The organism is Lysobacter niastensis (genome assembly GCF_015453285.1).
Taxonomy (GTDB): Bacteria; Pseudomonadota; Gammaproteobacteria; order Xanthomonadales; family Xanthomonadaceae; genus Lysobacter_J; species Lysobacter_J niastensis.
In genome coordinates, this window is record NZ_JADLZT010000010.1 from 44,095 (window position 1) to 63,874 (window position 19,780).

The 19,780-nt window shown below is 69.1% G+C and carries 22 protein-coding genes; all 22 read left to right on the top strand.

The window, feature by feature from the left end; translation table 11 throughout:
* The first annotated feature begins 77 nt into the window (after window positions 1–77).
* A complete protein-coding gene (gene fliD / locus IU514_RS16290) occupies window positions 78–1,403 on the top strand; it encodes a flagellar filament capping protein FliD (RefSeq protein WP_194932202.1) in 1,326 nt (441 codons plus the stop codon).
* A 26-nt stretch (window positions 1,404–1,429) separates the two neighbouring features.
* Entirely contained in the window at window positions 1,430–1,825 is a 396-nt protein-coding gene (gene fliS / locus IU514_RS16295; protein ID WP_194932203.1) for a flagellar export chaperone FliS, read from the top strand.
* Window positions 1,822–2,097: a hypothetical protein gene (locus tag IU514_RS16300; protein WP_194932204.1), complete on the top strand. Its 276-nt coding sequence runs from the start codon at window positions 1,822–1,824 to the stop codon at window positions 2,095–2,097. Before fliS ends, IU514_RS16300 begins: the two co-directional genes overlap by 4 nt.
* The gene (locus IU514_RS16305; RefSeq protein WP_194932205.1) at window positions 2,097–2,657 is read left to right on the top strand and encodes a PilZ domain-containing protein; all 561 of its coding nucleotides are present in this window, start codon (window positions 2,097–2,099) and stop codon (window positions 2,655–2,657) included. The genes IU514_RS16300 and IU514_RS16305 overlap by 1 nt, the downstream gene beginning before the upstream one ends.
* A 113-nt stretch (window positions 2,658–2,770) precedes the next feature.
* A complete protein-coding gene (locus IU514_RS16310; RefSeq protein ID WP_194932301.1) occupies window positions 2,771–3,394 on the top strand; it encodes a response regulator transcription factor in 624 nt (207 codons plus the stop codon).
* 912 nt (window positions 3,395–4,306) lie between these two features.
* A complete protein-coding gene (gene rpoN, locus IU514_RS16315; protein WP_194932206.1) occupies window positions 4,307–5,692 on the top strand; it encodes an RNA polymerase factor sigma-54 in 1,386 nt (461 codons plus the stop codon).
* 11 nt (window positions 5,693–5,703) lie between these two features.
* On the top strand, window positions 5,704–6,084 hold the full coding sequence (locus IU514_RS16320; RefSeq protein ID WP_194932207.1) for a response regulator: 381 nt from the start codon (window positions 5,704–5,706) through the stop codon (window positions 6,082–6,084).
* The gene (locus IU514_RS16325) at window positions 6,081–7,544 is read left to right on the top strand and encodes a sigma-54 dependent transcriptional regulator (protein WP_194932208.1); all 1,464 of its coding nucleotides are present in this window, start codon (window positions 6,081–6,083) and stop codon (window positions 7,542–7,544) included. Before IU514_RS16320 ends, IU514_RS16325 begins: the two co-directional genes overlap by 4 nt.
* A gap of 414 nt (window positions 7,545–7,958) precedes the next feature.
* Window positions 7,959–8,318: a flagellar hook-basal body complex protein FliE gene (fliE, locus tag IU514_RS16330; protein ID WP_194932209.1), complete on the top strand. Its 360-nt coding sequence runs from the start codon at window positions 7,959–7,961 to the stop codon at window positions 8,316–8,318.
* Between the two features lie 70 nt (window positions 8,319–8,388).
* Entirely contained in the window at window positions 8,389–10,071 is a 1,683-nt protein-coding gene (gene fliF / locus IU514_RS16335) for a flagellar basal-body MS-ring/collar protein FliF (RefSeq protein ID WP_194932210.1), read from the top strand.
* 4 nt (window positions 10,072–10,075) lie between these two features.
* A complete protein-coding gene (gene fliG, locus IU514_RS16340) occupies window positions 10,076–11,062 on the top strand; it encodes a flagellar motor switch protein FliG (RefSeq protein WP_194932302.1) in 987 nt (328 codons plus the stop codon).
* Window positions 11,059–11,673, top strand: coding sequence for a FliH/SctL family protein (locus IU514_RS16345; protein WP_228760806.1), 615 nt, complete (start codon window positions 11,059–11,061; stop codon window positions 11,671–11,673). The genes fliG and IU514_RS16345 overlap by 4 nt, the downstream gene beginning before the upstream one ends.
* A gap of 160 nt (window positions 11,674–11,833) precedes the next feature.
* Window positions 11,834–13,234, top strand: coding sequence for a flagellar protein export ATPase FliI (fliI, locus tag IU514_RS16350; protein WP_194932211.1), 1,401 nt, complete (start codon window positions 11,834–11,836; stop codon window positions 13,232–13,234).
* Window positions 13,231–13,686 carry a flagellar export protein FliJ gene (gene fliJ / locus IU514_RS16355; RefSeq protein ID WP_194932212.1) on the top strand — a complete coding sequence of 152 codons (456 nt, stop codon included), beginning with the start codon at window positions 13,231–13,233 and terminating at the stop codon, window positions 13,684–13,686. The genes fliI and fliJ overlap by 4 nt, the downstream gene beginning before the upstream one ends.
* Window positions 13,686–14,879, top strand: a complete 1,194-nt coding sequence (locus tag IU514_RS16360; protein WP_194932213.1) for a flagellar hook-length control protein FliK — start codon at window positions 13,686–13,688, stop codon at window positions 14,877–14,879. The genes fliJ and IU514_RS16360 overlap by 1 nt, the downstream gene beginning before the upstream one ends.
* Window positions 14,880–15,191: 312 nt before the next feature.
* Window positions 15,192–15,668, top strand: a complete 477-nt coding sequence (locus IU514_RS16365) for a flagellar basal body-associated FliL family protein (protein WP_194932214.1) — start codon at window positions 15,192–15,194, stop codon at window positions 15,666–15,668.
* Window positions 15,669–15,686: 18 nt separating this feature from the next.
* Window positions 15,687–16,715 carry a flagellar motor switch protein FliM gene (fliM, locus tag IU514_RS16370; protein WP_194932304.1) on the top strand — a complete coding sequence of 343 codons (1,029 nt, stop codon included), beginning with the start codon at window positions 15,687–15,689 and terminating at the stop codon, window positions 16,713–16,715.
* 8 nt (window positions 16,716–16,723) lie between these two features.
* Entirely contained in the window at window positions 16,724–17,053 is a 330-nt protein-coding gene (fliN, locus tag IU514_RS16375; RefSeq protein WP_194932215.1) for a flagellar motor switch protein FliN, read from the top strand.
* A 200-nt stretch (window positions 17,054–17,253) separates the two neighbouring features.
* Window positions 17,254–17,676 (top strand): flagellar biosynthetic protein FliO, encoded by a 423-nt coding sequence (gene fliO, locus IU514_RS16380; protein WP_194932305.1) that lies wholly within the window; start codon window positions 17,254–17,256, stop codon window positions 17,674–17,676.
* A complete protein-coding gene (gene fliP, locus IU514_RS16385; RefSeq protein ID WP_194932216.1) occupies window positions 17,673–18,503 on the top strand; it encodes a flagellar type III secretion system pore protein FliP in 831 nt (276 codons plus the stop codon). The genes fliO and fliP overlap by 4 nt, the downstream gene beginning before the upstream one ends.
* Before the next feature lie 13 nt (window positions 18,504–18,516).
* On the top strand, window positions 18,517–18,786 hold the full coding sequence (locus IU514_RS16390; protein WP_194932217.1) for a flagellar biosynthetic protein FliQ: 270 nt from the start codon (window positions 18,517–18,519) through the stop codon (window positions 18,784–18,786).
* A 193-nt stretch (window positions 18,787–18,979) separates the two neighbouring features.
* Entirely contained in the window at window positions 18,980–19,768 is a 789-nt protein-coding gene (gene fliR, locus IU514_RS16395; RefSeq protein WP_194932218.1) for a flagellar biosynthetic protein FliR, read from the top strand.
* Window positions 19,769–19,780 lie beyond the last annotated feature (12 nt).

Below are 19,780 nucleotides of genomic sequence, written 5' to 3' on the forward strand. Positions count from 1 at the left end.
TCCGCAACGTCCGATGCCGGTGCGTCGCGATCCAATGCCGGCTCTTATCTGAATCTTTTCCGTCGCGGAGGCCGCCGATGAGTTCGGTAGGCGGTCTCGGTGGCAGCGGCCTCGACGTCAACACCATCGTCGCGCAGCTGGTCGCGGCCGAGCGCGCGCCGGCGGATGGCCGCATCGACCGCGCCGATCGTCGACTGCAGGCGGAGATCTCCGCGATCGGCACGCTGCGTGGCGCCTTTTCCGGGCTGCGCACGGCCGTGTCCGCGCTGGCCTCCAACGATTCCGCACAGGCACGCAAGGCCACGGTGCCGGAGGGTTCCGGCTTCGCCGTCAGTGCCGGCGCCGGTGCGGCCGTCGGCCGCTACCAGGTCGAAGTGATGGCGCTGGCGACCGCGCACAAACTGTCCTCCACGGCTTACACCAAGCCCGAAAGCGCGGTCGGCACCGGCCGCCTCACCATCAATGCCGGCACGACCAAGCTCGAGGTCGACATCGACGCCGAGCACAACAGCCTCGGCGCGATCCGCGACGCGATCAACGCCAAGGCCGCCGGCAGCGGCGTGGTCGCCAGCATCGTGCAGGCAGACGACGGCGCGCACCTCGTGCTTTCGGCACTGAAGACCGGCAAGGCGAATGCCATCACCGTCAGCGCCTCCGGCGGCGACGGCGGCCTCGCCGGCCTGGCATATCCGGGCGGCATGAACCAGGTCATCGCTGCGGACGATGCGCGCGTGATCGTCGACGGTTTCGAGCGCCACAGCGCGGAGAACAGCATCAGCGACCTCGTGCCCGGCGTAACGCTCAACCTGACCAAGGCCGAGCCCGGCACCAAGCGCGAGGTCGTCGTCAGCAACGATCCGTCAGCGCAGCGCACGGCGATCAAGAACTTCGTCAACGCCTACAACGCATCGATCGCGGCGATCAACACGACGACCTCCTACAACAGCAGCACCAAGGTCGCGGCCGCGCTGAACGGCGACGCGATGGTGCGCGGCGCCAGCAGCGAGCTGCGCGGCCAGCTCAGCGGCTCGGTCACCGACCTGAAGGCGCTCGGCGTCACCATCGCGAAGGACGGCACGCTGAAGTTCGAGGAGGGCGGCTTCGATGCCGCCATCGCCAAGGACCCGCTGCCGGCAGCGCGCCTGTTCGGCGCCAACGGCAGCCTGACCGGCGGACTGAAGGCCTCGCTCGACGGCATCCTCAACGACGACGGCATGCTCGACTCGCGCAGCGATGCGCTCAGCCAGCGCACGCGTTCGATCGAGAAACAGCGCACCGACCTGGACCACCGCATGGAACAGGTCGAGAAGCGCTACCGCGCGCAGTTCATCGCGCTCGACACGATGGTGTCGAAGATGCAGAGCACCAGTTCCTACCTCGCGCAGCAGCTCGCCGCGCTCTGAGTCCCCCGCTCCCCGAAGGCCCCGACATGCACACCGCCCGTGGATTCGCCGACCAGTACCGCCAGACCGGCCTGACCAGCGCCGTGCTCGATGCCGACCCGCACCGCCTGATCGCCCTGATGCTGTCGGGCGCGCGCGAGCGGGCACGCCTGGCCGTGGCCTGCCTCGAACGCGGCGACCTGCCGCGCAAGGCACAGGCGATCAGCGAGGCCAGCGCGATCATCGGCGGGCTCAACGGCGCGCTGAACCTGGATGCCGGCGGCGAAATCGCCGACGGACTGCAGGCGCTGTACGACTACGCGCAGCGCCGCCTGCTCACCGCCAACGCCGAGAACGATGCCGAACCGCTGCGCGAGGTCGACGGCCTGCTCGGCGACATCGAATCGGCGTGGCTGGCGATCGCCCCGGCACGCACGCCATGATCCCCGCCCTGCCCGAGCCCGCCATCCGCGCCGCCGTGCAGTGCGGCGACTGGAACCAGGCGGAACGGCTGCTGTCGCAGTTCGACCTCGATGTACGTCGTGCACTGCCCACCGCCGACCTGCGTGCGGAACGCGACGCATGGCAGCAACTGCTGGAGGCGCAGCAGCACCTGCTGGCCGACCTGAAGCGCGAGCGCGACGAAGCCGGCGCGGCATTGGCGCGTCTGGGGCACGAACACCGCGGCATGCGTGCCTACCTGCAGGAGGCCTGATGGACACCACACCCTGGCAGCAGGAACTGTTCGCCGACGTGCTGGCCTGCGAGGAGATCCGCCCGGCCGGCTACCTTCCCGGCGATGTCGATGCCGCCGCCGTACAGTCGGCCGCCGCTCGCGGCGAAGCATTGCTGCGTGCGCTCGCCGTGGTCGAGGACGGCCGCGGCGAGGAATCCGACGAACACGGCGCCACCCACCTGGCCATCGCCCGCATCGAGGCCCGGCTGGACCTGCTGACCGCGATGGTGGCGACGCTGGCCCGCAGCGCGCAGGACGATCCCGCTCGCGAGTTGCACTGGTCCGCGCGCGGCGTACGCCTGCGCATGCCCGAGGCGGTGCCGGCGGGCAGCCGCGGCCGCTTCCGCGTGCAGCCGGCCGACTGGCTTCCGGAACCGCTGCTGATACCCGCGACCGTACTGGCCTGTATCGAAGCCGGGGGCGAGTACGACCTCTGGCTGCGCTTCGGCCCGCTCGGCCCCGCACTGGCGGCCGCCCTGGAGCGCCATCTGTTCCGCCAGCACCGCAAGGCCGTCGCCGGCCAGCGTCGTCCGCGCTGACAATTGGTCCACCCGTCACATTCTCGACGCGCGCAAATAGCCTGCCCCCCCGGGCTCCGATAAGGTGGCCGGGCTGTAAAAGCTTCGGGGACCTGGCAGTGGCTGTGGGGTTGTTGCGCGTACTGATCTGTGACGACCACACCCTGGTCCGGGCGGGTCTTCGCCGTCTCCTGGAGTCCTTCTGCAACATCGAGGTGGTGGCCGAGGCCGCCAACGCCGACGAAGCCGTGATCGGCACCCAGCAGACCCAGCCCGATATCGTCCTGCTCGACCTGTCGATGCCCGGCCGCAGCGGCTTCGAGGCCCTGGCCGAACTGCGCCGGGTCAGCCCGGACAGCGCCGTGGTGGTGATGTCGATGCACGACGACCCGGCCCATGTCCGCGAATCGCTCGCGCGCGGTGCCAGCGGCTTCGTCGTCAAGGAAGCCGCACCGGCCGAACTCGAGATCGCCCTGCGCGCCGCCGCCGCTGGCCGTACCTTCCTCAGCCCGCAGGTGTCCGCACCGCAGTTGTTCGCACGTCCGCGCAGCGACGAGGGCGTCGATTCGCTGCCCCCTCGCCAGCGCGAGATCCTGGCCGCACTCGGCGCCGGCCGCACCAGCAAGCAGATCGCCGCCGACCTCGGCATCAGCGTCAAGACCGTGGAAACGCACCGCTCGCGCATCATGGCGACGCTCGGCTGCCGCAACTCGATCGAGCTGCTGCGTGTGGCGATGCGGTTGCACGATCGACGCTGACGCTTAGCGCGTTCCCAGCAGCACGCTATTCATCAGTCATCCCCCGCGTACGTGGGATCCAGGCCAATGCTTCCGTCCGCCCTGCGGTCGGCCGGGTCACTTTCTTTGCTGGCCCAAAAGAAAGTGACCAAAGAAAACGGCCCTCCTCGACGAGGCAAACCTAGAAGATCGCTACTACGGGGATTTTTCGACTCGCCATCCTGGCTCGGTCGAAAAACGCCGCACGTCCATGTGCGGCGCCCTACGGGTCTGCAGCCCTAATCGGTCGCTTGAGGGACAGCCAAGGGCCAAGGGCCGCAGCGAAAGTATCGGGGGCCGTGTCTGCAAGAGCTTCGCTGCTGCTGTTGCCGTTGCTGCCCTTGAACAGCCGACTGGGCGTCCAGACCCGAAGGGTGGCGCACATGGATGTGCGCCGTTTTCCGACCGAGGCAGGATGCCGAGTCGGAAAATCCCCGTAGCAGCTCCGCTTTAGGTTTGCCTTGTCGAGGAAGGCACTTTCTTTTGGTTACTTTTCTTTGTGCCACCAAAGAAAAGTGACCCGGCCGCGTCGCGGACGGAAGCTTGGTTGTTGCCTACAGTAACAACAAGGACACAGCGGCTTTCACGACAGGCGCAGGAGCAACCCCGCCAACATCCCGGCAACCCGCGTGGCACCTCCTTTGCACGCCGTCGTGCACATGCACGAACACCCCATTCCCGCCCGTGCGGCCGATCGCGTCGCCATGACCCACCGCGTCGTCACGTGACGCGCTCCGGCAGGTGCCGCCGGAATCACGTCGCGATGTAGGGGAAGCCCCGACAAGGCGACAGGTTTTCCCCGAAACCACCCCGGGTTCGCCCCGATTCGATTGCCGTCACCGGAGTCGCAGGATGGCGTCGTGGCCGCCGTGCAACGGTGGTAGGGGACACACCGTGAAAGCATCGATGCGCCCGCAGCTGGCGCAGAGCATCAACCTGACGCCGCAGTTGCTGCAGTCGATCCGCCTGCTGCAGCTCACCGCACCGCAGCTGGAACTCGAACTGCGCCAGGCGCTGGAACGCAATCCGCTGCTGGAGCAGGAAGAACCTCTGCACGATGCCGGCGAAGACGGCGCCGCCGATGATGCGGCGCTGGAAACCGCGGCGTGGGATGAACTGCCCGAACCCTCCTTCCTGTCCGGTGGAAGCGCGGGCAGCGATTACGCCGACGATGCCGCCTCTCGCATCGCCGACAGCGCATCCGCCGATCCACGCGTGCGCCTGCTGCAGCTGCTGTCGCTGCGCTGGAACGAACGCGACCTCGCCCTGGCATCGTGGTGGCTGGACCAGTGCGACGACCGCGGTTACCTCGAGCAACCGCACGCCGAACTCCTTGCCCTCGGCGCCGCATCGCTCGGCATCGACGCGCAGGAACTCGAACTGGTGCGCATCCGCCTGCTCCACGACGAATGGCCGGGCATGGCCGCCGCCGATATCGGCGAGTGCCTGCGCGCGCAGCTCGTCACGCATCGCGACGGTCCCGCGCGCGATGCCGCGCAACGCCTGCTGCGCGACCACCTCGACCTGCTGGCCCGCCACGACGAAGCCGCGATCGCATCGGCGCTGGACATCGATGCCGAACTGGCACGCGAAGCCATCGCGATGGTGATGACGCTGCGTCCGCACCCGGTCGACGAACCGGCGGCGACGGAAGACACCCATGTCGTTCCCGACGTCGTCACCTGGCACGCCGACGGTCGCTGGCGCGTCGCGCTCAACCCGCGCACCGCGCCGCGCGTGCGCATTTCCGCACACTGCGAACGTGCGCTGGCCGACGCGCCGGGCGACGTCTCGGCGCTGCGCGGCCTGCTGGAAGAAGCACGCTGGCTGGTGCGCGGCGTCGCGATGCGAAACGACACGCTGCTGCGCACCGCACAGGTGCTGGTCGAACGCCAGCGCGGATTCCTGGAGCGCGGCGAGGAAGCCATCGCGCCGCTGACGCTGCGCGAGGTCGCCGACGCGATCGGCATGCACGAATCCACCGTGTCGCGCATCACCAGCGGCAAGTACATGCAGACGCCGCGCGGCACGTTCGAACTCAAGCGCCTGTTCGCGGTGCGCCTGGACGGCGCCGAAGTGTCGGGCAGCGCGGTCAAGGCGATGGTCAAGCGCCTGATCGACGCCGAACCCGCGCACGCGCCGCTGGCGGATGACACGATCGCCGGCCTGCTCGCCCGCCAGGGCGTGCGCATCGCCCGGCGCACCGTCGCCAAGTATCGCGATCAGCTGTCGATCGCCCCCGCCCGCCAGCGCCAGCGCGTGCTGGCCTGTGCCAGTTGAAGGAACCGGTCATGCGTGAACTGAAGATCCTGCTGGTCGACGACCATCCCGGTTTCATCGGCGCCGCCGTGCGCCACCTGCGCCGCCTGGACTGGGCCGAGATCGTCGGCACCGCCGGCAACGGCATCGAGGCGATCACGCAGTGCGAGACGCTGCGGCCCGACGTCGTGCTGATGGACATGGCGATGCCGGAAATGGGCGGCCTGCAGGCCACGCGCCTGATCAAGGCGCAGGACCACCCGCCGTACGTCGTCATTGCCAGCCATTTCGACGATCACGAACACCGCGAGCACGCCCTGCGCGCCGGCGCCGACGCCTTCGTCAGCAAGCTGGCCTACATCCAGGACGTCGTGCCGCTATTGGAGCAACTGGTCAAGGAAGAAACCCCGTGAGCGAATCCCGAATCCTCCTGCTCGACCAGGACATGGCGCGCGCCGAGCGCATCGCCACGCTGCTCGAGTTCATGGACTTCACCCCGCGCATCGCCGAACCGGGCGACGTCGACCTCACGCGCGCCCGCGCCAACGACTGGGTCGCGGTGATCGTCGGCGACGTCGGTGCGAACACGAGTGCCGAAAGCCGCGCCTGGTCGCGCTTCGTCGAGTGGCTCGGCGCGCAGCCGATGCATCCGCCGGTGCTGGAGCTGCCGGGACTGGCTGCCGACGCAGCCTGGCGCGCGCATCTGCATCCCGAGACCGTGTGGCCGTTGGAATATCCGATCCGCCGCCCGCAACTGCAGGAATCGCTGCGCCGCGCCAGCCTCAAGCGCATCGACGACGACGTCCGCCGCGAGCTGCCTCAGGTCGGACCGACCGGCCGCAGCCCGGCCGTGCTGCGCCTGACGCGGATGATCGACCAGGTTGCCGCGTTCGATACCACCGTGCTGGTGCTCGGCGAATCCGGCACCGGCAAGGAAGTCGCCGCGCGCGCGATCCACGCGCGCTCGCCGCGCCGCGACAAGCCGTTCGTGGCGATCAACTGCGGCGCGATCCCGCCGGACCTGCTGGAAAGCGAGCTGTTCGGCCACGAGAAAGGCGCCTTCACCGGCGCACTGACGCAGCGCAAGGGCCGCTTCGAGATGGCGGAGGGCGGCACGCTGCTGCTCGACGAGATCGGCGACATGAGCCTGCCGATGCAGGTCAAGTTGCTGCGCGTGCTGCAGGAGCGCTGCTTCGAGCGCGTCGGTGGCAACCAGACGATGAAGTGCGACGTGCGCGTGATCGCCGCGACGCACCGCAACCTGGAACAGCACATCGTCGACGGCAAGTTCCGCGAGGACCTGTTCTATCGCCTCAACGTATTCCCGATCGAGATGCCGTCGTTGCGCGAACGCAGCGACGACCTGCCCGACCTCATCTCGGCGATCACCCGCCAGCTGGCCGAGGGCGGCCGCGGCCGCGTCAGCCTCGGCCAGGACGCGGTCCAGGTGCTGCGCCACTATCCGTGGCCCGGTAACGTGCGCGAGCTGAGCAACCTGCTTGAGCGCCTGTCGGTGCTGCATCCTTCCGGCACCGTGCGCGCGTCCGACCTGCCGGCGCGCTACCGCGCCAACGTGCCGCCGGAAGCGCTCGAATCCGTGCCCGCCTCGGCCGCCACCGCCGCAGTGCCCGCTGCGGGCGCTGCTGTCGATCCGTCGCAGCTGTCGGCCACGACCACGCTGCCGCCGCAGGGCATCGATCTGCGCGGCCACATGGCCGGCATCGAGCTGGAACTGATCCGCGCCGCGCTGGTGCAGACCAATGGCGTCGTTGCGCACGCGGCGCCGCTGCTCGGACTGCGCCGCACGACGCTGGTCGAGAAGCTGCGCAAGTACGGCATCGAACGCGATCTGGAGCTGGCGCCGGATTTCTGACGACGCCATCCCGCCAAACGAACCCTCGTCTTTCCCGGTACGCGACCGCCTCCTCCCTCGGGGTCGCAAGCCGGGATTTCTTTTTTTCGCAATCGGCGGCGAGCGCGCGCATTGCGGGCTCATCGCCGACATCCCTTTCACCGTTCGTCCTGAGCGTAGGCGCATGGCGCCGAAGTCGAAGGATGAAACGGGCGAAGGCCATCACCCGCTCGCCCTTCGACTCCGGCCCGCGGCCTACGCTCGGGACGAACGGTGGGGGCCTGCGCATGCTCGGGGTGAAAACGGCGAGCAAGCATGGAAGATCTCCGTCGCTCGTCCCGGAGCTCCGGCACAGGATCCCGCGCCAGAAACCCGTTCATCGCCCTCTGGCACAGCGCTTGCCTATGACAGGCAGTCCCCTGGACCGGACGTCCGATGACCGATGCGATCTCCTCCATCCTGTCGCAGATCCGCGCGCACGAAACGCGCATGCGCGGCGGCGACCTCGCGCCGGGCAATGCGATCGCGCCGGGCGCGCTTGCCCCTGGCGCCGTGGGTGGGAGCGCGGCCGCGCCGGGTTTCCAGCAGACCCTCAACAACGCCATCGACAGCGTCAGCCGCACGCAGAACAACGCCAGCGCGTTGCAGCAGGCATTCGAACTGGGCGATCCGCGCGCCGACCTGGCGCGCGTGATGGTGGCGATGCAGCAGTCGCAGGTCGCGTTCCGGGCCACCGTCGAGGTACGCAACCGCCTGGTCCAGGCGTACCAGGACGTCATGAACATGCCGATCTGATGGTCCTCCGCACCGCTCCGAGTTCCACCGACTTCCGAACCGCAAGCACGACGTTTCGAGACCGCACACGATGAGCGTGATCGCCCTGCCCAAGAATCAACAGCTGCGCGACCTGGGCCGCCTGCAGGACATCCCGGTGGTGCGCCAGCTCGGCACGTTCGCGCTGGTCGCCGCGGTGATCGCGTTCGGCCTGTGGCTGTTCTTCTGGTCGCAGCGTCCGGACTACGTGCCGGTCTATGCCGGCCTTGATGCCAAGGCCACCAGCGATGCGTCCGAACTGCTGCGCACCGCGCAGATCCCGTTCCGCATCGAGCCGGGCAGCGGCGCGCTGGCCGTGCCGGACGACCAGATCGGCCAGGCCAAGCTCGCGCTCGCCGCCGCCGGGCTTCCGGCCAACAACACGTCCGGTTTCGAGACCATCCAGGGCGACCAGGGTTTCGGCACCAGCCAGTTCATCGAGAACGCCCGCTACCAGCACGCGCTGGAAACCGAACTCGCACGCACGATCACCAACCTGCGCCCGGTGCGCGAGGCGCGCGTGCACCTCGCACTGCCCAAGCCGAGTGCGTTCACCCGACAGAAGGAAGCCGCCAGCGCGTCGGTGGTGCTGCAGTTGCATAGCGGCGCATCGCTGGAACAGGGCCAGGTCGATGCGATCGTCCACCTGGTGGCATCGAGCATCGCCGGCCTGCCGCCGGAACGGGTGACGGTGGTCGACCAGTTCGGCCGCATGCTCTCCAACGTCGATCCCGACAGCGATGCCGCGGTCAGCGCCAAGCAGTTCGACCAGCAGCGCAGGCAGGAATCGGTGTACGTGCAGCGCATCCACGAACTGCTCGAGCCGATGACCGGTCCCGGCCGCGTCAGCGCGCAGGTCTCGGTCGACATGGACTTTGCCCAGACCGAGGAAGCGCGCGAGGTCTACGGCCCGCAAGCGGCGATGGTGCGCAGCGAGCAGGTGTCGGAATCGGGCAACCTCGCCGCTGCTGCGGCACCGCAGGGCGTGCCGGGTAGCGCCAGCAACACGCCGGGCGCGCCCGGTGCAGCCGCCAGCGCCAATGCCGCGCCTGCGGCCGCCGTGAGCGCCACCGCCAACGGCCCGTCCTCGCGCAGCTCGGTACGCAATTACGAGATCGACCGCACGCTGACCCACACGCGCCAGGGCCCGGGCCGCATTCGCCGCGTCACCGCCGCGGTGCTGGTCGACAACGTGCAACAGGCCGCCACCAACACCGACGGCAAGAACCGCAAGCCGAGCCTGCGTCCGCTCAACGAGGCCGAACTGAAGCGGATCCAGACGCTCGTCGAGCAGGCCATCGGTTTCGATTCCACGCGCGGCGACGCGGTGTCGGTGGTCAACGCACCTTTCGCACGCGACCTCACCGACGGCGCCGACGACGCGCCGCCGGTCTGGGAACGCGCATGGGAGCATCCGCGCGCGATGGAAGTGCTGCGCATCGTGCTCGGCGGCCTGGCAGTGCTGGTGCTGATCCTGACCGTGCTGCGCCCTGCGTTCCGACAGCTCATGGGCGGCAAGCCCGCAGCAAAGGCGCAGGTCGCCACCGCGACCGTCATCCCGGTAGCCGACGAGGACGTGCCGGTCGCGCTGTCGTCGCCCGCCGCGCAGGCCGTGGGCGGCGCGCCGGCACTGATGAGTTTCGACGAGAAACTCGACGTCGCCCGGGTCGCGGTGAACAACGACTCCAAGCGTGTCGCGCAGGTCGTGCGCGATTGGGTGGAATCCGATGGCTGATGCATTGAGCGGTGTCCAGCGCGCCGCGGTGGTGCTGCTCTCGCTCGGCGAGCAGCAGGCCGCCGAAGTGCTCAAGCACATGAGCGCCAAGGAAGTGCAGAAGCTCGGCGTCGCCATGACCTCGGTCAGCGGCGTTTCGCGCGAGAACGTGGGCAAGGTGATCGACGAGTTCGTCGACACGCTGGCCCAGCCCAGCGGCCTGGGTTCCGGCGCCGACGAGTACGTGCGCGCGGTGCTGGTGCAGGCGCTCGGCGAGGAGCGCGCCAGCAGCCTGATCGACCGCATCCTGCTCGGCCGCAACACCTCCGGCCTCGACACGCTGAAGTGGATGGAGCCGCGCGCGATCGCCGACCTGGTGCGCAACGAGCATCCGCAGATCATCGCGATCGTGATGGCGCACCTGGACAGCGACCAGGCCGCCGAGGTGCTCAAGTGCCTGCCCGACCGCGTGCGCTCGGACGTGCTGCTGCGCATCGCCACGCTCGACGGCATTCCGCCGAATGCGCTGAACGAACTCAACGACGTGCTGGCGCGCCAGTTCGCCGGCTCGCAGAACCTCAAGTCCTCGTCGGTCGGCGGCGTGAAGGTAGCGGCCAACATCCTCAACTTCATGGACTCGGGGCAGGACGAGGTGATCCTCGGTGCGATCGGCGAGGTCGACAACGAACTCGGCGGCCGCATCCGCGACCTGATGTTCGTGTTCGACAACCTCGCCGAGATCGACGACCGCGCGATGCAGACGGTGCTGCGCGAAGTCGCCAGCGAGCGCCTTGCCGTCGCGCTGCGCGGCGCCGACGCGAAGGTACGCGAGAAGATCACCACCAACATGTCGCAGCGCGCGGCCGAGATCCTTGTCGAGGACATGGAAGCGCGCGGCCCGGTTCGCCTGGCTGAAGTGGAAGCCGCACAGAAGGAAATCCTCGGGATCGTGCGTCGCATGGCCGACGCCGGCACGATCCAGCTGGCCGCCAAGGCCGAGGCGTTCGTATGAACCTGGCCGCGTCGATGGACGCCAGCGGCGCGGTGCGCTGGACCGCTCCGGGGCTGGCACCGTTGCCGGTGCAACCGGTCGCCGACATGCCGGCGCCTCCGAGCGTGGAGGAACTGCAGGCGATCGAGCAGGTCGCGCGCGAGGAAGGTTTCGCGCGCGGGCACTCCGAAGGCTTCGCATCCGGCCAGGCCGAGGTGCGGCGTCTGATCGCGCAGATCGAAGGCGTGCTTGACGGCTTCACCCGACCGCTGGCACGCCTCGACGACGAAGTCGCCGACTCGCTTGCCGAACTGGCCGTGCGTATCGCCGGTTCGCTGCTCGGCCCGGCCTACACGGCCGACCCGGCGCTGCTCGCCGACCTGGTGATGGAAGCGCTCGATTCGGTCGGCAGCAGCCAGCGCGAGGTCGAGTTGCGCCTGCATCCGGACGATCTCGGCGTGCTGGCGCCGCATCTGGCCGGCCTTGACGGCGTGCGCCTGACCAACGACAGCACGCTCGGTCGGGGCGAACTTCGCCTGCACAGCGAGAGTGTCCGCATCGACGGCACGGTCGCCGCGCGCCTGCAGTCGGTGCTGGATTCGACGATCGCGGCGCATGGGGCTAAGCGATGAGTTTCGCGGCCTCTGCCCTCACCCCAACCCCTCTCCCGCAGGCGGGAGAGGGGCTCAGAACCGCTGCGGGAGAGGGGCTTTTGATCATTCCCTTCTCCCGCAAGCGGGAGAAGGTGCCCGGAGGGCGGATGAGGGCCGCTTTTGCCTTGGAAACAAACGCATGAGCATCGCCGCCTCGCACTGGCGCGAAGCGCGCAACCTGCGCCTGGCTGCACGACTGGACAACACCAGTGCGCAGCCGCGCGCGCTCGGACTCGCACGCGAAGGCGTGCTGCGCCGCGCCGTAGGACTGACGCTGGAAGCCAGCGGCTGCAGCGCCCCGCTCGGCTCGCGCTGCCGCGTGGAGACCTCGGGCGGACGCTGGGTCGATGCCGAAGTCGTCGGCTTCTCCGGCGATCGAACCTTCCTGATGCCCAGCGCCGACCTCGAAGGCCTGCTGCCGAATGCGCGGGTGGTACCCAGCGGCCAGCGAGGCGAAGTCGCCGTCGGTGAGGCGCTGCTGGGGCGCGTGATCGACAGCGACGGCGTGCCGCTCGATGGTCGCGGTCCGCTGCGTGCCGAGCACTGGGTCGGTCTGGCCGGCACCTCGATCAATCCCTTGATGCGCGAACCGATCACGCGCTCGCTCGACGTCGGCGTGCGCGCGATCAATGCGCTGCTGCCGATCGGCCGCGGCCAGCGTGTCGGTTTGTTTGCAGGCTCCGGCGTCGGCAAGTCGACGCTGCTGGGCATGATGACGCGCTTCACCGCCGCCGACGTGATCGTGGTCGGACTGATCGGCGAGCGCGGACGCGAAGTGCGCGACTTCGTTGAAGCGACGCTCGGTGAGGAAGGCCTGCGCCGTGCCGTGGTCGTCGCCGCACCGGCCGACCGACCGCCGCTGGCGCGACTGCACGGCGCGCTGCGCGCCACCGCCATCGCCGAGTGGTACCGCGACCAGGGTCTGCATGTGCTGCTGCTGATGGATTCGCTGACGCGCTTCGCGCAGGCGCAGCGCGAGATCGGCCTGTCGGTCGGCGAGCCGCCGACCACACGCGGCTATCCGCCGTCGGTGTTCGCCAAGCTGCCGGCACTGGTCGAGCGCGCCGGCAACGGCGCCGACGGGCGCGGCTCGATCACCGCGTTCTACACCGTGCTGACCGAAGGCGACGACCAGCAGGAACCGATCGCCGATGCCGCCCGCGCGATCCTCGACGGCCACATCGTGCTGACACGCCGCATCGCCGACGCCGGCCAGTACCCGGCCATCGATGTCGAAGTGTCGGTCAGCCGCGTGATGCAGGACATCACCGACGCGCCGTGGCGCGAGCGCATCCGCAAGCTCAAGCGGCTGATGTCCGCCTACAACGCCCAACGCGACCTGATCGCGATCGGCGCCTATCAGCGTGGCAACGACCCGGTGGTCGACGAGGCGCTGGCGCGCTGGCCGTCGATCCTGCAATTCCTCGGACAGGACGTCAGCGAAGCAGCCGACGTGGCCGCGAGCCGCGACGCGCTGGCGCGGCTGCTCGACGATGTCCGTACGCCCCCGATCACGACTCCCACGACGGAGACCGCATGACCCGCTCGCAACGCCTCGATCCCCTGCTGCGCGTGGTGCAGCAACGCCAGGATGCCGCCGCGCGCGATGTCGCCGAGCGCGACCGTGCGCTGGCCGAACAGGAAGCGCGCCTGGATGCGCTGCGCCGTTATGCCGAGGAGTACTCGGCCGCGCCACCGGAGAGCACGACGATCGCGCCGGCCGTGCTCGCCAACCGCCTGGCCTTCCGCGCCAAACTCGAAACCGCGGTCGCGCAGCAAAGCCGGATCGTCGACAGCAGCCGCCAGCACTGCGACGTCGAGCGCACGCGGCTGATGCTCGCCAGCCGCGACACCAAGGTCCTGGAACAGTTGGCCGGCAGCTACCGGGCGGAGGAATCGCGCGCCGTCGAACAACGCGCGCAGCGCGAACTCGACGACCTCGGTGCCCGCCGCGCGCGGCTGGCCAGCCAAGAGAACGGCTCGAACGAATGATGAGTTCACCCGTTGCCGTGCTCCCGCCGTCGCCATCCGCCGCCTCCCCTGGCGGAACGGCGGCGGGAGCCGCATCCTCCGGCAACGGCGCCGGCAAGACGGGTTCGTTCGACGACATGATGTCCAACGGCGCGATGTCCAACGGCGCGATGTCCAAGGGCACGACGTCCAAGGGCACGACGTCCAAGGACGCAGCGAGCAAGGATCCGGTCGAGTCCGATGGTGCCGCCGCAGGGAAATCCGCGTCGGAGAAGGCCTCGGCAGGCAAGCGCACCGGCGCTACCGACCAGGCGCAGACGCAGGACGAGTCCGGCCGCGGGTCCGACGCCGAAGTTGACGCGCCGACGCAAGCGTCATCTCCCGAGCCGACCGCTGGCGCCGCCAGCCCGGCAGACTCCGCGCTGCCGGCTCAAACGAACACGGATGCGTCGCTGCCGGCACAGCTGCTGGCGATGCTCGCTGGACTCGCGCCGAAGGCGGAGGCAGCCGCCGCGCCAGCGACGTCGGCTTCAACGCCAGCCACCGCGGTCGCCATGAAGGGCGCCGTTGCGATGCAGGCCAACGTGCCGGCGGCGGCCACGCAGGACGCTGGCGCCGGCGCCACTTCATTCCCCGCTTTGACCGCGACCGCCGCACCCGCGCCGGAATCCACCAACCCTGCAGCGACCGACGCCGGTATCGCCTCTGACACCGCAACCCCCGCAGCCTGGCCCACGCTTGCGCCGGCAGCAGCGCCCGTGCGCGATTCAGCGGCCGCCGCTTCGGCCGCACCGGTGCCGGTGTCCACGCCGGTCGACATCGATGCCGACTTCGGTGGCGGCGTCGGCTCGCGCATCGTCTGGATGGCGGAACAACGGCTCGGCCATGCCGAGATCCGCGTGATGCCCGAACACCTCGGCCCGATCGACGTGCGCCTGCAGCTCGACGGCAGCCGCGTCAGCGCCGAGTTCCACAGTGCCCAGCCCGAAGTCCGCCACGCGCTCGAAGCCAGCCTGCCGCGCCTGCGCGACATGCTCGGCCAGCAGGGCCTGCAGCTCGCGCAGGCCGATGTCGGCCAGCGTCACGGCCAGCATTCGGCTCCCGCCTTCCGCGGTCCCGCCGGCGAGGACCGCAATGCACCGCCAGGCGACAGCGGCTGGTCAGCCGCTCCCGTCGTGCGCAGCACGCGCGGCCTGATCGACGAGTACGCCTGACGCGCGTCAAAGCTCCGCCGGGGCGCGCATTCAAGCGGGCGTCAAAACCCCGACGCCACTCCGCCCGCTCACCCTTCGACTCCGACGCTGCGCATCTACGCTCAGGGCGAACGGTGATGCTGTCTGCGATTCCCGCGCGCACTCTCCCACCGTTCGCCCTGAGCGTAGGGCCGGCAGGCCCGGAAGCCTGCCCTGAGCACCTCGAAGGGTCGAAGGGTCAACGGGTGATCGACACCAGCCACTGGATCGGGTGACTCTGCCGCGGCACACCACTTGCACGGTACCGGCAACTCCACGCCGAGACCGTATCCAGTGCCCGCCAACGCCTCCGCCCCGCCGCGCAGCAACAACATCGCGCTCTGGATCCTGATCGTCCTGGTGGTCATCGCGATCGGTGGCGGCGTCTTCTGGTGGCTGCAGATGCGCGCGCCGGCCGGTGCTTCCGCCAAGCCGGCCGTGGCCGCGTTCAAGCCGGCGCACTACTTCGCGCTGGAACCGGCCTTCGTCGTCAACCTCGCCGACGCCGACGCGGTGCGCTACCTGCAGGCGGACGTCCAGGTGATGACCCGCGACGAGGCCACCGGCGCCGCGCTCGAACAGCACGCACCCGCCGTCCGCAACCGCCTGCTGCTGCTGTTCGGCCAGCAGTCGGCCGCGCAGCTCGCCCAGCGCAGCGCCAAGGAGCGCTTGCAGGAGAAGGCCCTGGTCGAAGTGCGCGCCGTGCTCAAGCGCGAGCGTGCTGCCGACAAGGTCGAAGCGGTCTATTTCACCAGCCTCGTCACGCAGTAACGCGGAGCACGCGCCATGATGACCGACCTGCTGTCACAGGACGAGATCGACGCGTTGCTGCATGGCGTCGACAGCGGCGCGGTCGAGACCGAGCCGCCGCCGGCGCCGGGCGAAGCGCGCAGCTACGACTTCGCCAGCCAGGACCGCATCGTCCGCGGCCGCCTGCCGACGCTGGAGATGATCAACGAGCGCTTCGCGCGCACCTGGCGCATCGGCCTGTTCAACCTGCTGCGCCGCTCGGCCGACCTGTCGGTGCGCGGCATCGACCTGGTCCGCTTCGGCGAGTACATGCACTCGCTGCAGGTGCCGACCAACCTCAACCTGGTGAAGATGAAGCCGCTGCGCGGCACCGCGCTGGTGATGTTCGAGCCGCGCCTGGTGTTCACCGTGGTCGACAACTTCTTCGGCGGCTCGGGCAAGTACCACACCCGCATCGAAGGCCGCGAGTTCACGCCGACCGAGATGCGGGTAATCCAGCTGCTGCTGAAGCAGACGTTCGCCGACCTCGTCGACGCCTGGGCGCCGGTCCTGCCGGTGGAGTTCGAGTACCTCAACTCCGAGGTCAACCCGCACTTCGCCAATATCATCAGTCCGCGCGAATACATCGTGGTGAGCCGCTTCCACTGCGAACTGGAAGGCGGCGGCGGCGAGTTCCACGTCGCCCTGCCCTACGCGATGATCGAACCGATCCGCGAGCAGCTCGACGCCGGCGTGCAGAGCGACCGCATCGAGCGCGACGAAGGCTGGACCGTGGCGCTGCGCGCGCAACTGCAGGATGCGCAGGTCGAGTTGAGCAGCACGTTGGCGCAGCGGCAGATCAGCCTGCGCGAGCTGTGCAAGCTGCGTGTCGGCGATGTCATTCCGATCGAACTGCCGCGCACGGTGACCTTGCAGGTCGAACAGATGCCGCTTTTCAGCGGCGAGTTCGGCGTCCACAACGGCCGCAACGCGATCAAGGTCAACAACGTGCTCGCCACCCGCGCGACGCCGGCGTTCGATCCCACCCTGCTTCCCGGCGTGCCGGGCACCCCCAATCCCCAGAGCTGACCGCAGCCATGAACATCGACAACAGCGCCCTGCGTGCCGCCTTCGACCCGCTGACCGCCGACAGCCAGTCAGGCACCGACCTCAACCTCGACGTGATCCTCGACGTTCCGGTGTCGCTGTCGCTGGAAGTCGGCCGCGCGCGCATCCCGATCCGCAACCTGCTGCAGCTCAACCAGGGCTCGGTGGTCGAGCTCGAGCGTGCCGCCGGCGAACCGCTCGACCTGTACGTCAACGGCACGCTGATCGCGCAGGGCGAAGTGGTCGTCGTCAACGACCGTTTCGGCGTGCGCCTGACCGACGTGGTCAGCCCGGCCGAACGCATCAAGCGCCTGCGATGAGCTACATCGCTCCACGCGCGATCGCGGCCGACGCCGCGATGCCATCGATGGCGCTCACCGCCGTCACGATGGCGGCGCAGTCGAGGCCGGCGGAGGCGTCCGCGCTGTCGGCCACGGTGCAGCCGCAAGCTTCCGCCCCCGCGATCGCCACATCCGCTGCGTCCACCGCATCCATCACGCCTGCCGCGACCGTGCCGCAGATGGCGCGCGCGCAGTCCGCTTCACCCGCTCCTACCGTGAGCAAACCTGCCAACACCACCGCGCACACCGCGACGCCATTCGCACCGGCGCGTCACGACAGCGCGGCCGGCTCGATCGGCGGCACCGTGCTGGCACTGGTGCTGGTGGTCGGCCTGATCCTCGCACTGGGCTCGCTCGCGCGCCGCATGCCCGGCGTCGGCGGTGCTTCCAGCAAGGGCCTACGCGTGGTCGGTTCGCTGCCACTGGGCCCGCGCGATCGCGTGGTCGTGGTGGAAGTCGGCAGTACCCAGTTGCTGATCGGCGTCGGCCCCGGCGGCATGCGCACGCTGCATACGCTGGAGGAGCCGCTGCCGGTGGCGCCCGCGCCGTCGACGCCGCCGTTCGCGCAACTGCTGGCGCAGCATTTTGGAAAGAAAGCATGACCCGCTTCATCGCTTCACTGCGCGGCGTGTTCGCCGCCCTCATCCTGCTGGCGATGCTGACGCTGTCGCTGCCGGTGGCGGCACAGTCCGCAACGGCGCCGTCCGTCGCGACGCCGGCGACGTCGGCACCGGCCGCGGCGCCCACGCTCAACAAGCCGTTGCCGTCGGTCAACGTCGGCAAGATCGGTGGCGAGCCGGTGAGCATGCCGATGCAGGTGCTGCTGCTGATGACCGGCATCACGCTGCTGCCAGCCGCTTTGCTGGGCCTCACCGCGTTCACCCGCATCATCATCGTGCTCGGCTTGCTGCGGCAGGCACTGGGAACCGGGCAGACGCCGAGCAACCAGGTGCTGCTGGCGCTGGCGTTGTTCCTCACCGCGATGGTGATGACGCCGGTGTTCGACCAGGCCTGGGCCAGCGGCATCGCGCCTTACCTCAACGACCAGATGGATTTCAAAAACGCGTGGACGGCGGCCTCGCAACCGTTCCGCGGCTTCATGCTGGCGCAGGTGCGCGAAGGCGACCTGATGACCTTCGCCGGACTGTCCAACAGCGGCCCGTACGCGACGCCGAACGACGTGCCCTTCAGCGTGCTCGCGGCGTCGTTCCTGACCAGCGAGCTGAAGACCGCGTTCGAGATCGCGTTCCTGATCTACATCCCGTTCGTGATCATCGACCTGGTCGTGGCCAGCGTGCTGATGTCGATGGGCATGATGATGCTGTCGCCAATGCTGATCTCGGCGCCGTTCAAGATCCTGCTGTTCGTGCTGGTCGACGGCTGGGTGCTGGTGGTCGGCTCGCTCGCCGCCAGTTTCAACCCGGTCTGAGCAGGAACCGCGCATGACGCCCGAAACCGCCCTGACCGAAATCGGCCGCGGCCTGCAGATGGCGATGCTGCTCGGCGCGCCGCCGCTGATCGCGGTGCTGGTGATCGGCGTGGTCATTGGCGTGGTGCAGGCCGCCACGCAGATCAACGAACCGACGATCGGCTTCGTCGCCAAGGCCATCGGCCTGGTGGCGACGCTGGCGCTGGCTGGCAACTTCCTGCTCGGCAAGCTGGTGTCGTTCACGATCGACCTGTTTCATCGGATTCCGCAGTTGATCGGGTGATGGTGCGAGCGCCCACAATGCTCGGCCCTGATGCTTCACCGTTCGTCCTGAGCGTAGGCGCACCGCGCCGGAGTCGAAGGATGAGCGGGTCGGACACGTTCTCCCGCCCGCCCTTCGACTCCGGGCCTGCAGCCCTACGCTCAGGACGAACGGTGCTGGAGTACCGTGAGTCTCCTGACGGCCACAACGCCTGATGGACACCGTCACCCTCACCACCACCGACGGCCTCAACCTGTTCGGCATGCTCGGCGCCGTGCTGTGGCATGCGATCCGCATCGGCGCGGCGATGCAGGCGCTGCCGATGATCGGTGGCCGCGGCGTGCCGGCACGGGTGCGGCTGGTGCTGACGCTGGCGCTGTCGGGCGCGTTGTCGGCGCTGCTGCCGACGCCACCCGCCGCTGCGGTCGATGCGATGACGGTGCTGACCGTGCTGCGCGAGTTCGCCGTCGGCATCGCCATCGGGCTGATGCTGCGCCTGGCGTTCGAGGCCGGACAGTTCGCCGGCGAATTGGTATCGCAAGGCATGGGCTTGTCGTTCGCGACGATGGCCGATCCGCTCAGCGGCGCGTCGTCGCCGGTGCTGGCGCAGTGGTTCTACCTCGTCTTCGGATTGCTGTTCTTCACCCTCGACGGCCACCTCGCGCTGGTGCGGCTGCTGCTGGACAGCTACCACGCGCTGCCGATCGGCACGCCACTGGCCGACGTGCAGGAGTTCCTTGCGGTCGTGCCGACGTTCTTCTCGACCTGCCTGCGCGCCGGCCTGCTGCTGGCGTTGCCGGTGATCGTCGCCCTGCTCGCGGTCAACCTCGCCTTCGGCGTGCTCTCGCGTGCGGCTTCGCAGCTCAATCCGATGCAGCTGGGCATGCCGGTCGCGCTGCTGGTCGGCCTGGTGCTGCTGATGCTGCTGGCACGCGAGATGCAGGGACCGGTCGAGCGGCTGTTCGAGGAGGCATTCTCCGCGGCCCGCACATTGACCGGATAGCAAGGACGGGCG

Coding starts and splice junctions, on each gene's coding strand:
- fliD (WP_194932202.1), top strand. CDS start 78: ATGAGTTCGGTAGGCGGTCTCGGTGGCAGCGGCCTCGACGTCAACACC.
- fliS (WP_194932203.1), top strand. CDS start 1,430: ATGCACACCGCCCGTGGATTCGCCGACCAGTACCGCCAGACCGGCCTG.
- IU514_RS16300 (WP_194932204.1), top strand. CDS start 1,822: ATGATCCCCGCCCTGCCCGAGCCCGCCATCCGCGCCGCCGTGCAGTGC.
- IU514_RS16305 (WP_194932205.1), top strand. CDS start 2,097: ATGGACACCACACCCTGGCAGCAGGAACTGTTCGCCGACGTGCTGGCC.
- IU514_RS16320 (WP_194932207.1), top strand. CDS start 5,704: ATGCGTGAACTGAAGATCCTGCTGGTCGACGACCATCCCGGTTTCATC.
- fliE (WP_194932209.1), top strand. CDS start 7,959: ATGACCGATGCGATCTCCTCCATCCTGTCGCAGATCCGCGCGCACGAA.
- fliF (WP_194932210.1), top strand. CDS start 8,389: ATGAGCGTGATCGCCCTGCCCAAGAATCAACAGCTGCGCGACCTGGGC.
- IU514_RS16345 (WP_228760806.1), top strand. CDS start 11,059: ATGAACCTGGCCGCGTCGATGGACGCCAGCGGCGCGGTGCGCTGGACC.
- fliI (WP_194932211.1), top strand. CDS start 11,834: ATGAGCATCGCCGCCTCGCACTGGCGCGAAGCGCGCAACCTGCGCCTG.
- fliJ (WP_194932212.1), top strand. CDS start 13,231: ATGACCCGCTCGCAACGCCTCGATCCCCTGCTGCGCGTGGTGCAGCAA.
- IU514_RS16360 (WP_194932213.1), top strand. CDS start 13,686: ATGAGTTCACCCGTTGCCGTGCTCCCGCCGTCGCCATCCGCCGCCTCC.
- fliM (WP_194932304.1), top strand. CDS start 15,687: ATGACCGACCTGCTGTCACAGGACGAGATCGACGCGTTGCTGCATGGC.
- fliN (WP_194932215.1), top strand. CDS start 16,724: ATGAACATCGACAACAGCGCCCTGCGTGCCGCCTTCGACCCGCTGACC.
- fliO (WP_194932305.1), top strand. CDS start 17,254: ATGGCGCGCGCGCAGTCCGCTTCACCCGCTCCTACCGTGAGCAAACCT.
- fliP (WP_194932216.1), top strand. CDS start 17,673: ATGACCCGCTTCATCGCTTCACTGCGCGGCGTGTTCGCCGCCCTCATC.
- IU514_RS16390 (WP_194932217.1), top strand. CDS start 18,517: ATGACGCCCGAAACCGCCCTGACCGAAATCGGCCGCGGCCTGCAGATG.
- fliR (WP_194932218.1), top strand. CDS start 18,980: ATGGACACCGTCACCCTCACCACCACCGACGGCCTCAACCTGTTCGGC.